The sequence below is a fragment of the Bradyrhizobium sp. CCGUVB14 genome, from assembly GCF_024199935.1.
Taxonomy (GTDB): domain Bacteria; phylum Pseudomonadota; class Alphaproteobacteria; order Rhizobiales; family Xanthobacteraceae; genus Bradyrhizobium.
In genome coordinates, this window is sequence record NZ_JANADS010000001.1 from 1,620,161 (window position 1) to 1,633,477 (window position 13,317).

Annotated in this window: 5 protein-coding genes and 2 pseudogenes; 5 read left to right on the forward strand and 2 right to left on the reverse strand. The window is 61.4% G+C overall.

Annotated elements, in window-relative coordinates; translation table 11 throughout:
* Positions 1 to 244 precede the first annotated feature (244 nt).
* On the forward strand, positions 245 to 460 hold the full coding sequence (locus tag NLM32_RS46215; RefSeq protein WP_375143629.1) for a hypothetical protein: 216 nt from the start codon (positions 245 to 247) through the stop codon (positions 458 to 460).
* Positions 461 to 516: 56 nt separating this feature from the next.
* Here the strand turns inward: NLM32_RS46215 and NLM32_RS07605 are convergent, their stop codons facing one another.
* On the reverse strand, positions 517 to 774 hold the full coding sequence (locus tag NLM32_RS07605) for a hypothetical protein (protein WP_254128538.1): 258 nt from the start codon (positions 772 to 774) through the stop codon (positions 517 to 519).
* A 304-nt stretch (positions 775 to 1,078) separates the two neighbouring features.
* Between NLM32_RS07605 and NLM32_RS07610 the strand changes: the two genes are divergently transcribed.
* The 3 genes from NLM32_RS07610 to NLM32_RS07625 all read left to right on the forward strand — a co-directional run bounded on the left by NLM32_RS07610 (position 1,079) and on the right by NLM32_RS07625 (position 11,221).
* Positions 1,079 to 3,130 carry an HrpF/NolX family T3SS translocon protein gene (locus NLM32_RS07610; RefSeq protein ID WP_305884092.1) on the forward strand — a complete coding sequence of 684 codons (2,052 nt, stop codon included), beginning with the start codon at positions 1,079 to 1,081 and terminating at the stop codon, positions 3,128 to 3,130.
* 1,075 nt (positions 3,131 to 4,205) lie between these two features.
* Positions 4,206 to 4,502, forward strand: a complete 297-nt coding sequence (locus NLM32_RS07620; RefSeq protein ID WP_254128568.1) for a hypothetical protein — start codon at positions 4,206 to 4,208, stop codon at positions 4,500 to 4,502.
* A gap of 11 nt (positions 4,503 to 4,513) precedes the next feature.
* Positions 4,514 to 11,221 carry a shikimate kinase gene (locus NLM32_RS07625; RefSeq protein WP_254128569.1) on the forward strand — a complete coding sequence of 2,236 codons (6,708 nt, stop codon included), beginning with the start codon at positions 4,514 to 4,516 and terminating at the stop codon, positions 11,219 to 11,221.
* A gap of 1,000 nt (positions 11,222 to 12,221) precedes the next feature.
* Here NLM32_RS07625 and NLM32_RS07630 read toward each other — a convergent pair.
* Positions 12,222 to 12,994, reverse strand: a pseudogene (locus tag NLM32_RS07630) (ISL3 family transposase); the annotation flags it as partial.
* 109 nt (positions 12,995 to 13,103) lie between these two features.
* On the opposite strand from NLM32_RS07630, the pseudogene NLM32_RS07635 reads away from it, so the two are divergent.
* Positions 13,104 to 13,259: pseudogene (locus NLM32_RS07635) on the forward strand (transposase); the annotation flags it as partial.
* Between the last annotated feature and the right edge of the window lie 58 nt (positions 13,260 to 13,317).

Sequence of the window (13,317 nt, forward strand, 5' to 3'; positions counted from 1 at the left end):
CTTGTTCACCCGAAGTCACCAAACGGTGCGTATCCTGCCAACAGGCGTGACGAACTTAAGCGCACTATTCGGGAGGCCTGGTACTGGCTGGAAGGTGCGGCCCTTCCGATCCCACATCCCGGATACCTTGAGCCCAATACGCTTCGTGTGCTCAGTCGTCGCGCGCTGAAGCTGGGATGACGAGCCCGACCCCGTTCGTTCCTTCGGCGCAAGGAGGCTGCCCAAGGAGTCCTAGCATCCTGCGATCAGAGAAGACGTTCGGGCGCATTATCACGGGGCGAAATTCGATACGGCCGCGTTCGAAGCGATGAAGGCGGTTGAGGTCGCCGTGCGGGATGCCGCGAAACTCCCGGCAAGGGACAAGCCGCAGAATGATCGTGCCGGCAAAGCTTGCGAAATTCGCTTGATGTCGCACTCGCCATACCCCTTCAACACAGCATCGTGCTCGCGCCTGAGCTGACCAGACACATCGAGAGCACGCTGCAGCTTCCGGCAGAACTCCTAGATTTGCCATCGTCATTGGTGGGTCGCTTTCAGACGCGTCAGCTTCTCGAAAGCTGATCTCCCTAACATGAGAGCCTGGGTCTCTAGACGGCGCTGTTGCCGATTGACCGTAACGGAAATGAACGTCGGGCCTGGCGCGCAGGACATGATGGCGACATTTTTGGTGAGCCGCCAGGCAGTGGGCCAGGTCCCGGTCAACATTTCCATCAGGTCTTGCGTGTTGTTCGTCGTGAACACGGCGGCGCCACAAGGCGCACTTGTGACGGTCATCAATGTCACATCCGGGGATGCACCATGTCGTTCAGTAACCTTTCGCCAGCCAGTTGCGGAAATCAGCCTCAGCCGGCGTTTACCCCGGGGCCACGTTGGCTCTGGTACCTTCTGCGCAGACGCCGGGCCTGACCCAGCAAAGCGCATTTTCGAACTTTGGATAGCGAGGCAGTTGAGTGAGCGCCTTACGAAATGAACAGTCACTCAAAGGTCGACGTAACCCAAAAGTTCGGCATCCTTCGGGCCGATAGGTTGGACTCGGGCTCCTCAAACGACCTCCACCCTCACATCCGGGTATAGTGCTATGCAGCTCAACACCTCTTTGTCATCCGCCAGCGCGGTTCCAGCTCTGTTCGTGCTTGCTCCGGGAACCACGGCCGTGGGTCCTTCCGTGCAGCCGCCCGGCCAGCAAGGCGCCCCCTTCGAGGCCATGTTGTCCAGTTGCGCGCGGGAAGCCAAATCCGAGCTGCCGTCCCCACCACCGGAGCTGCTGGACCCAAAGCTACCTGTGCCGGAGGATCCCTTGGATCTGCTGCCGGCGAATGTGAAGGCGGCGGTTAAGGCCGCGGAGGAGGGCGTTCCCGCACCGGAAATGTCGAACGTCACGTGGAATGGTGGCACGCTGACCAATGCCGAGTTGGAGATCGTGGCAGCGCTGAACCGGCACAAGGACCTATGGGACCTATGCACGACACAGGGTTTGGGTGGGCTGGAGCGCATCAAGAACAGTCCCTCCCTGCCACAAGATCTGAGGGCAGCGTTCGAGGGATTGTGCCAGGATCCTGGGCTATTCCAAGCAATCCACACAAGCCTGATCAACAAAGACAAAGTCATCTCGTCGCGCCTCCCGTACTTTAGGAATGTGAACACGGGCAACGATCTGTCTGAGTTCTGCCGCCATCATCCGCAGGTTGCCGCCTTCCAGGAGCAGCAGGAGCACAGCTACGAGCAGAACTACATCCCCTCCGACGGTTCCGGAAATGGCCAACCGTCAGTCATGACCGTGAACGACGCAATGCGCGAGCTTTACCGGTATTCCGACTACCTACCCAAGAACCTGAGCCTGGCGGATTTCAAGCAGATCGTCGACGGCAACGCGCATACTGGCAAGAGCCCGCCGCAGGTGATCGCGGCGGCTCAATACTTCCTCGACCACCCGGATGCCTGGAAGCAGCTGTACGGTGGTGCGATTGATCAGGTCCACAAAGAGGATTTCCTTCAAGTCGCTTCATCGTCGATGGGCCTCACGCGAACCGAGCTGAACACGCTCGACACGATCAACAAGAATCAGGGCGCCTTCTTTGGAGGCGGCGTGCTGACCCGGGACAAGCTGGCGAGCATGGCCGAGGACAAGAGTCTTGATCCGAAGGTGCGGCAAGCGGCATCGCAGCTGCTCTCGGATCCGCTATTGTTCGCACTGCTGAACAATTCGATTACGGGCTACAAGACCCATCACAAGTTCTTCGACTTCGGTGGCGGACATAGGGTCGATTCCGGTAACATCAGCAACAACGACTTCACGAACTTCTACCGCAACATGTCGGCTGCGAACCGCACCGTTCAGCAGACCAAGACCCATATTCCCAAGACCGAGGCCGAGCAGTCCGCGGTGGCGGACATGATGATGGGCGTGGCCGACCAGCCCGATATCAAGTCTGTGAAGAAGAACGGCGGAGCGCTCATGCACGCAATCGACGACGTGCTCATTGCTGGATCGAAGACGCTCGCCTGGGCCGCCAAAAAGGTTGGCGTGCTCGACTCCATTCCAGTCCTGGGCCAGTGTTTCGGCCTTACATCCTTGACCCTCGAATGCGAGTCGGCAGCGGCGAATCTTCTCCACACCGCCGTTAACGGAGACAATATGAAGCAGGCGATGAAGCAGGGGCTCAACGACGCGAAGGCTAGACTCGATCACATGCTCGCTGCTCAATCAAAGGCGCTTGACTGGGCCGCCACAGCGGTTGGCACGCTCGGCTTCATTCCGGGCCTGGGTGAATTGGCCGATCTTGCATCAATGGGCCTCGAATGGGAGGCACAAGCGGCGAATATTCTTCACGCAGCCATTAGCGGAGGCGATATTACGCAGGCGCTCGAAGAGGCCGGCTTCAGTGACGTGGCGCAGGTGGTGGGCTGTATCGCCGGCCCGGAGGTCAAACTCGCGATGCGCGAGGGGCTAGCGAAAGAGCTAATTGAACGAGCCGCGAATGCCGGGGTCGACTTGGCGGTTTCGGAGGCGCAATCCTATGCGGAGGACTATTTGAACAACCTGAAGGAGCACCTCGAGGCCGGTCCCATGCCAGCCGGATACGCTCCGAGCCAGGTTGGCACGACGGCATCGTCGCAGAAGGTGGCCTGACGGGCGCACTTGCAGTCCTCGACGTGGAGGGCTGCGCACTGCTGATGGTTCAGGTTAACTCGCTGTGAGGGAGAAAGCGCGAGAGCGTTAGCTTTCCTCGCGTCGAACCTGAATTGGCTTTCGCGTTCAAATCGTCCGTCGGCGCACCCAGCGTCTCCGACAAGAGTGACATCGGAAGACCGACGCACCATATGGACTCGTCCTGGGTTGCGGGTCCGCCACGTTTCATTGCGCGCTCGAGGGGACCAGGTGCTCAACGGTCTGGGGACGCACCGGCGGTTTGACCGCGTCCACTTCTGTTCAGCACGAAGACCTGGTGCCCTTCGCCGCGCGCGGGCAATCTTTGGCATGTCGGACAGTACGCTCCAGCAGCGAACCACGCAGAATTTCGCCGGTGACCGGCAATTTGCTGGTCAGCCTCTGGCGGGCCCGGAGAGTTTGCTTGCGTTTCATCCGCAAGAATGAATCAGCAGCAACCAACGTCAACTTGCAATTCCGTCCGACCTTGCGGTTTTCAGCCCAACCAAGCGTCTGGTCGAATGGATTGTCGTGAGCTGATGGACCAAAGATCGGAATCGACGGGCAGAAGGAGGGTAATGCTCGGCAAGTTGCGGATCGGGCGCTCCCATTCGGTCAGCTCTACGTCAGACAAGACCAATATAGGTGGCCGAGCCGGCATGACTATCGAAGTCGTGAGAGCAGGCAGCCCAGTCCCTCCAAATCGGGAGTTGGATTATGAGGGGCATTGACGAGCGCGGGAATTCGCTCGGTTCGGAACGCGCCAACGAAGGTGGGAACGCGGACGGTTCTCGCGCAGGAGCGGCTCGTGCCCCCGGCGAAGAGACCCGATCATTCGATTCTGCAGTGGAGCGGATCCGCTCTGAGCTTCAGGATTCAGGCGCTTCCGCATCGCGCATCGCGCGACCCGCCAGCGGGGGGGACCGGTTTGCCGCCCCCCCCATCGGCGCGCATCGTATCCTTCGCGCTGCGCTGCAGGGCGCAATGGGTGGAAGCCGTCGTCGTTTCCGCTCCTTGCCGGAATCCAGTTCGTCGCGTTCTGATGAGGAGCTCTGGCGTGACGATCCGGCGGCTGGAAGCGCGCAAACAAGTGCGCGCCCGCAGCACACGCAATCCGTCTCCGATCGGCGTGGCGGACCAGAAGGACGGCGCGTGCACGATGTGCCATCGCAGGTCGTCCAGGCTTCAGGCTCGCAGCGACCTTGTCGATCTGACAGTGGCGCTCCACGCGGCGAGGCGGATTCCTTGCCATCGGAAGGCGAGCCGTGGCGCGCCGATCGAACGGCCGAAAGCTCGCGAAGAGCGGCGCTTTCGCCGGATACGCAATCCGTGCCCGAGCGAAGTGGCAGGCTAGGAAGGTGGCGCATGGGCGATGTGCCTGAGCGGCCGATCCAGGGCGAACGTCCGGAACGGCCACATCGATCTTCCAATGGCGCAGCAAATCGAGAAGCAAGCCTGTTGCATTCGGATGGCGGTCGGTGGCGCGCAGATCAAGCTGCCGAAAGCTTGCAACCAGCTGCGCGGCCGGCGCATCGCCAATCCGTCTCCGGCTTAAGCAACGTACCAGAAAGGCTGCATGTCGACAAAGCGACTGCGCAGAACGTCCAAGGTGCAATATCGGATAGCTATTCTAGCCGTTCAGATAAACTGAATGCGGCGCTAAGAGAAATCGCCAGCGCACGCAACATCGGTACTTTCTCACGTAAAGTGGTGCATCACAAGGGCGAGCTGAAGGGGAAGGACCTTTCAGAATTTCTGCGAAACGCAGCAGGCCGTTTTGACGCTCGGTTTGTGGCGCAGTTGGAAGAAAATATCCGATCGTCATGGGGGTACGCCACGACTTGCAACGCGGTGAGCGGGGACGCGGGAGGTCAGGCCGGCATGAGAGCTTGTCGAGCCCTAGCGGCTCAGGTATCGCGGCTTGACAAGGCGCTCTTGACGCAGGTCGACCTTCGGGCCTTTTCCCTTTTCGCATCATCGTTCGGTCGGCATCCCCGGGCAACGGAATGCCGCGACGGAACGGTCAAGATCGCAGAATTTTGTTGCGCTGAAAGCGGGTTGCTTGAGACGGCCATCAGTAAAGAGCTGGCATTATTGGTGAACGGCTTCAGCAAGTGGCCGGAAGAGGCGACCTGTCGCGACGCCACAATCGTAGTCGCCTGTGACGTGCGTGATCTCCAACTCTCCGATTTTAAGCCACAAGACCTGGCGAACCTGGTGAACGGCTTCAGCAAGTGGCCGGAAGCGGCGACCTGTCGCGATGCCACCGTCGCGATCGCCGGAGAGATCGGTCGCCGCCTGCTCTCCGATTTTACACCGCAGGCCTTGGCGAACCTGGTGAACGGTTTCAGCAAATGGCCGGAAGCGGCGGCCTGTCGCGAGGCCAGCGTCGCAATCGCCGAGGCCACAGTCGCAATCGCCAATGAGCCCCCTCGCGGTCGGCTCTCCGAATTTACACCGCAACACCTGGCGAACCTGGTGAACGGCTTCAGCAAGTGGCCGAACGCGGCGGATTGTTGCGAGGCGACAGTCGCAATCGCTGAGGAGATCGGCGGGCGCCAGCTCTCCGATTTTGCTCCACACGAACTGGCGAATTTGGTGAACGGTTTCAGCAAATGGCCGGAAGCGGCGGCCTGTCGCGAGGCCAGCGTCGCAATCGCCGAGGCCACAGTCGCAATCGCCAATGAGCCCCCTCGCGGTCGGCTCTCTGAGTTTAATCACCGGCACCTGACTAATATGGTGAACGGTTTCAGCAAGTGGCGGGAAGAACCGGATTGTCGTGACGCCACAGTCGCCATCGCGGATGAGATCCGTCGCCGTCAGCTCTCCGATTTTACACCGCAGGAGCTCGCGAACCTGGTGAACGGCTACGGCAAGTGGCCGGACGCGGCGACCTGTCGCGAGGCCGCAGCCGCCATCGCAAGTGTGGTGCGTGACCTCGGGCCCTCCGATTTTACTCCGCAGGGCTTGGCGAACCTGGTGAACGGTTTCAGCAAGTGGCCGGAAGCGGCGGACTGCGGTGAGGCCACCGTTGCCATCGCCGGTGATATCAGTCGCCGCGAGCTCTCCGATTTTGAACCACGGCACGTGGCGAACCTGGTGAACGGCTTCAGCAAATGGCCGGAAGCGACGGACTGTCGCGAGGCCGCCGTCGCAATCGCCGGTGAGATCAGTCGCCGCGAGCTCTCCGATTTTGAACCACTGCACGTGACGAACCTGGTGAACGGCTTCAGCAAGTGGCCGGAAGCGGCAGCCTGTCGCGAGGCCACCGTCGCAATCGCCGCTGCGATTCCTGGCCGCGGGCTTTCCGATTTTACTCCGCAGGAGCTGTCGAACCTGGTGAACGGCTACAGCAAGTGGCCGGAGACGGCGACGTGTGGCGAGGCCACAGCCGCCATCGCGAGTGTGGTGCGTCATTTCCGGCTCTCCGATTTTGCTCCGCGAGGCTTGGCGAATCTGGTGAACGGCTTCAACAAATGGCCAGACGAGGTGGTGTGCCACCAGGCGGTAATAGACATTGCGCGCGGCCTCGGCACAGGAGGCCGGCGCTTCGGTGCTTTCACAACGCGTGAGCTCAGCATGATTGCCAATGCCCTCGGGCGGAGTATTGTGAGGGAGCAGGACACTGGAGAAGTCACACAGACCGCTCTGCTGAGCGATCGGCTCCGTCAGTTGGCGCATCACCTTCAGTATGCCACTCATCGCCTCGAGCAGGCCGATGTTCTGAGCATCGGCAACATCTTCAAGGCATTGGGAAAGGCCCAGCTGTTCGACGATCTCGGTTTGCTCGCTTCGACAGGGCTCAATCGCCTCGCGCAATTGCATCGTGCCCCTGGTTTTGCCGCCGAGAACAACCTCGAAACTCTAGGCAATCTGTGCGTAGCTCTGCTGCCGCTGGCTCGCAGCCCGCAGAAGCCGCTGCGCTGGCACCGCAGACAGGCTCTAGTCTTGCTGAACGATCTGCAATCGGTCGTGGAGCAGAAGATCGAGGCACATCTGGCAGCAAGCGATGCGGAGCGGACCCGTGGACCACTGGCGACCCGTTGCCCGGCGCTGTCGATCTATCAGGTGCTCAAGGCGCGTGCGGTCCTGGAGACTCTGTACCGACGACCGCATGTCGAGGGCAAGAGGTCCGATTTGGGGATGAGGCAGCAAGCACTGCGGCGCGGGACCAGGCAGATCCTGGCCGGCGCGCGCGACCTCATCCAAAGCGATCTTTCCAAGATGAGCTGGAATTTGATCGCGCAGATCGAGGCGGAAAGCCCGGTCGATGTGCTGGACCCCTTCATGGCCCAGGAGGCGCAAAGGATCCAGGCGCAACATTCTGCGGCAGTGTTCGATGTCCATCAGCTGTTGCGAACCATGGATCACGAGCCGAGGCCGCCGCAGGGGGACGCGGGACTGATGCAGTTGCCGGTGGTGGACCTGCAGGGACGACGAGTGGCCACGGAGCCCGAGACGCGGTATTCGATTTTTCATCGCCTGACGTCGGGGACACTGCCGGTGGTCGCGGTGCAACTGCCGGCAAAGCCGAGCGTCTTCATGTTGGCGCGCACGGTCACCGTCGAGGGGGTGCCATACCGCATGGACCTGTTCGGCGGCAGCAAGTTGAAACCACCCAAACCGACCGTGTCGCAGATCGCCGCGCGCGCGCCAGGCGAGCAGCCAGCCGCGTCTTCCGGAGGGAAGCTGCTGGCCATTCCCTATGCCGACACAGCACCCGGCACGGCGTTCGAGCAGCTGTCACGCGCCTGGGCGCCCTTCAAAGAGGCCTATTATTACACGCAGCGCAGGGGGTTTGCAGCGCCACCGGCGATCAAAGATCTAGGGCCTCACGACTACGCGCTGGAGGGCACCTTCAAGCTGTTGCTGCTGCCGGACCGCCCTGCCACCGAGGAGCATCCCTTCAAGCTGACTGGGCCGCAAGGCCCGATTGCTCTGCGCCCTCATGACGGCTGTGGCTTCATCAAGGCCTCGCTGGCCGAGCGCATGCCAGCGGTTCGCCGGGCCGGCCACCGGGACGGTTCCGATCGGATGCATGCCTTTGGTGAGGGAAGGCGATCGTCGCTGCCCGCCTCGGCGCTACAGCATTATCCGCGCAGCGCGCAGGTGGCGGATGAGGCGCGCGAGAAGGCCACCATCTGGCTCGAGCGCAAGCAAGGGGACAAGCTGACGTCCGAAGAGCTGTTTCGCACCGTGACGGCCGGACATATCGATGGTCCCGGCGCAGTCGCCGTACCGTCCGATGATGGCTGCCTCCATGTGCCGACGCTCAAAAGCGACACCTTGACGGGAAAAAGTGGCGTGCTGCTCGGGCGGTCCCCCTATGACAAGCCCAACTTGCGTCCGTTCGAAGCCGAGCGAGTGAGGTCGGCCGTTGATGGCGATTCGACGGCGGCGTTCATGGATCAGTGCGTGGCCATGCAATACAGTTTTAACGTCGCCCAAAAGTCAGCCGAGCACTTGTCAGCCGAAGATCCGACGTTTTTTGCCAAAGGCATTCTGATCGTGGTGCCGGACGAGATGTGGCCGGCCAACTACGCCGGCCAAGGGCTGGTCATGTCTGCCGAGGACGTCAAATCCCATTCGAACTGGACCAAGCGCAAGGACCGCGTCACAGAGGACACGCCGGTCGACTGCGTCGGCATCCTGCAGGCGACCGAGCTGTTCGCCCCGGGCTCGTTGGTGGCCGTTCCGATCGATGAACAGAAAAAGCTTGACGGTGACTTCGACGGGGACACGGCCATTGTCATCGCCGACCGGCCGCAGCTTTATGAGCACGTCCGCCAGTTCGATCAGGCCGTGCACGCGCGCGGATTTCGTTCGCTTAAGCCGCCAAAGTCGCATACGCCTGCCATTGAGGGTGAGACCTACCACTTCGGTCGTGCCAGCCAGATCCTCGCTGCGACACAGGATGTCTTGGAAATGTATAGCTGCCTGCAGCGAGACTTTCTGGCTCAATCGCATGATGCCCGACGCTGGTTTGCCGAGCGCGCTGTGTTTGGTACCTTCGAAGGCATTCACCACGAGCTCAAGCGAGACATCCGTGACCTGTTGAATCAGGACCAGGTGCGTGGCCAGGATATCCAGGACAAGCTCGAGCGGGCGAGGGACGAGATCGAGGCTGCAGACCATCCGGTCGCCGGCGAAGTCGCTGAGCTGCTCATTTCTGACCTCGAGGCGTGGGTCGCCGGCGCGGATCAGCAGGTCCTGTCCGAGGGAGTTGACAGCGGGAGCGACGCAATCCCAACGCTGAGCCCCGCGCTCTCCGAGCTTTTCCCGGAACTGGCGGCGACCTATCCGGCAACGCCTGACCCACGCCACAGGGTCCAGGCCTTGCTCGACCATTATCCTGCGCGCATCGATCCCCGCCCGGATGGTTACGACGCCGACGACCTCCTGCAAAGCACAACCAACCTCCTGAGCCTCGGCATCAAAGTCGGGACCGACGCCTATAAATCAGACACGGGTTCTCGCAACTTCATGAAAAAGGGCCAAGCGCTTCAGCGGCTCCTGCAACGGACGCCGGATCTGCAGTCGGTGCCCTACAGCAAGGGGCTGGCGGCGACCCTCAACCAGGGCAGGTTCGATGCCGATGCGACCATGGAGAATCTGAAGGACAATCCGACACTGGCGGCTTCAATCATGGAAGCCTCGATCAAGCTTGCCGTGGAGAAGCAGATTCTGCCCGGCCTCTTTGATCGACAGCCGGTCGCCGAGGATTCCGCCGTGACGGTCACGCTGACCCGCGACGAGACGGCAGAGCGCAGCCACACGGAAACTGCCCGCGCAAGGGTCGAAGAGCGGGAAATCACCAGAACGGCGACGTCGGTCGCCGAAACCCTCAGGCGGGCGGGCATTCCAATGACTATGCCCCATTTCGATCGCAGGTTGAGATCAGAGAGCTCCATCAGGGATCAGCTCACCGGCATGAGCGTCCCATCCGGCAGCGTCGCACAGCTGGTCAGCAACGCCGTCCGCCATGTCTTCGAAGTCCCTGACAAGGATTTTACCCGCGCCTTCAAGGCGGCCATGCTGGCGTTCGACGCGCGCGGCTACGCCGAGATCAGCACGACCAACTGGTTCAGGAGGCGCAACCCGTCCTTCGTCGGCATCAAGACCGTACTCGCCACCCCGGACGATTACCGCTTCGAGGTGGAGTTCCACACGCCGGACAGCTACCGTGCCAAGATCGATAATCACGATGCCTACAAGCAGCTGGAGAAGCTTCACAAGCAGGCGAGCGGCGATGCTCTGGAACAAGGTAAGGCGCATAAGCTCGTACAGAGCGTCCGAGACCTCTGCAAGGAGGTCGCAATCCCCGATGGCGCCAATGACATCCCCCACTGGGGGGTCGACGCGGGTATCAGAGGCGGCGCCAGCGCAGCGTTTGGGTTGCAAGCTGCCGAACAACCAGGAAGCCGAGAGAGATCAGACGAGGCAAACGCGATTGTCGCCGCTCTCGGTGCGCGGCCGATCGTGCTCGTCGGCCTGCCCGGCGCCGGCAAATCCACCATCGGCCGGTATCTCGCAAGACGACTCGGGCTACGCTTTATCGATTCCGACAAACAGATCGAGCAGGCCACCGACATGTCGATATCGAAGATTTTCGATGCCAAAGGCCCGCAGTGGTTCAGGGACAGCGAGGCAAACGTGATCGCGCAGTGCGTCGAGAAAGGAAACGTGGTCCTGGCAACCGGCGGCGGGGCGTTCGAGCGCGAGGAAACGCGGCGCCTCATCCAGGACAAGGGGGTATCGATCTGGCTCGACACCAACCGAGACGAGATATGGAAGCGCCTTGCAAACGACACCAGTCGTCCGTTGCTGCAGATCGAGAAAGCCGAGGATAGCTCCGGCGCCGAAAGCTCCAACACGTCGGCCATCAAGAAGGAGCGCTTTGAGGAGCTCATCGCGCAGCGCACGCCCCACTATCGCCAAGCCGATCTCACCGTCGTTCCGTGCGAAAAGCGGGACAACAAGAACGCAGATGCATGCGTGCAGGCGCTGCACACCTACCTTTGTCAGCAGGGCGCTCCGGACCAGAGACGGCCTGGAGATCAACTACAAGTATAGCACGACGATCTGGGTAGCAAGCCTGAATTGCCCGCATGTAGCGACGTTCCCGATAGACCTCTCGTTGCCTCATCCATTTTGCTCCCTAGCCGGGGGAGTGAAGGAAGCCGGTCGCGCAACTCGTGGGCATTTCGAGCGCACCGATGTCCGCGCTCGGTCTCGGTCGATCACGGGTCTACTTCACACCGCCGCTCCGTCATGAGCAGCGCCGGGCTTTCCAGTAATATGTCAATCACGTCAATTTGCGCTGCGTTTTCCGGGCAGCTAAACAATAGTGCGCTTGCTTGCCCGCTGCGCCACAATTTGGGACGACATTGAAGAGTTCGGAATGCTTTGCTCGGGTAGACCCCGGGGCATTCTGGCTGAAGTTTGCGCAGGAGTACGCTGCTGCCGCCACGGCTCGGCCTCGAACCATTCACGCGGCTGTGGTAGCTTTGACGAGCGGATCAGGGCGTCGCCGCTCTCGCCTCGGCTCCGCAATTGGCCTGTCGCACCGCTCCTTCTTTCCACGCTGTTCGCAAGCTCGACAAAAACTGTTTGATCGGTTGTGCCGCAGTCAGATGGCTTGCTGTGGCGGCGGTTAGACTGGCCAACTTCTCCTGCACGGCTCGGATATCGCACAGCAAAGCGACGGATCCAGACGGGCATACATTTCCTTGACGAGGGCACGGACGGCATCAGGTGTTCTTGCTTCGGCAAGGCCGCTGATGCGGGGGCGCGCGGGCGCTATCGTGGGCTCCTTGCCCAGCCGCGCCCGATCATCGAGGGCCGCCAGCCCCCCGTGGGCAGCGCCCGCTCGACGCAGCGTTCGACGGTCCGGTGATGGACCCCAAGTCTGCGCCCCACGGCACAGACCGACCGAATGTCCCGATAGGCCAGCAGCATCTGCGCCCGCGCGACCCGGCTCGATGGCTCGGTTCTCGACCGCGAAAAGAGTTGCAAGCGCTTCAATCTCATCGTCGGCCATCGCCAATCCGACCGCTTGCCGCCATCTTGCCTGTCAATCGCCTCCCAAATTTGACCCCTCTGACGCAGTTTTGGTGCAGATCCGATTATTCTGCGCGATTGATCTCGCTTGAAGCAGATCGATTTTGCCGCGACCGTACATTTGACGTTCGACCAGCTCGAGGCGCGTGATCTGACGTTCAGTCTGCCCGTTGGACCAGGGCGAAGCGATTGCTGCCCCAACCGCCGCTTCATCCCTGGTGACGCCGCCGGCAAAGGACGCAACGAGAATAGCGCGAGCTCGCTCGATCCATGGGGTAAGGCCCGCCTCAGCCTTGCGCCGGATCATCAAGTGGAATTCGGCGATAAGCTCGCGTGCGTCAACCAGGATTGGTACGCTAGCTCGCCGCGACCGTACGGTCTCTGCTTTCGTGAGCAAATCCCGCCCGGTTGTCATGAGGCGCGCGATTGTTCTGGCCGACGGAATCCACTGAAGATTTTGCGCGTCGGCCCTTTCAGCCCGTCGTCTGCGGGTCGCCCACTCGCTGATGACGCGGAGCAAGCCTCGGAAGCCGCGCGCCGTTAAACGGCGCCAAAGTTCAGCCCCGTTTCGACAGCCGGACGCCCACTGATCGTCGAGCCACGGCAAATGCAAGTCCAACGAACTTTGCCGGGTCCGGAAGACATCGTTACGTTCACCGCGGATCACCCGCCGTACCAGCTCTCTGCTATGGCCAGTCTGGCGCACGATCTGCTTGATAGTAGGCCGTGCTTCGACAGAGCCAGGATGGCTGCATTGGTCTCCTCGCGCCGCAAATAGCCCTCATACAGGTTGCAGATGATGCTGGCGTATCGTAAGCGGCGTGTCTCCCGCACCTTGTTGCTGTTGAGCAGATCGGCAAAATGAGTTCCGTCTTGAAGAGGACGGTTTGCATAGATGATCGAGCGTGTTGTCGACGCATCGCAGCTACGAGTCCGGCGGCGCTGGAGCGACGAGGTCAAGAGACGGATTGTCTCGGAATCCTTTGTGCCTGGCGCGATCGTCTCGGACGTCGCGCGGCGCCACGATCTGTCGCCGCAGCATTTGTCGGCCTGGCGCAAGGCGGTGCGCGACGGGTTGTTGAAGCTGCCGGAACGCACGGAGCCAGTGG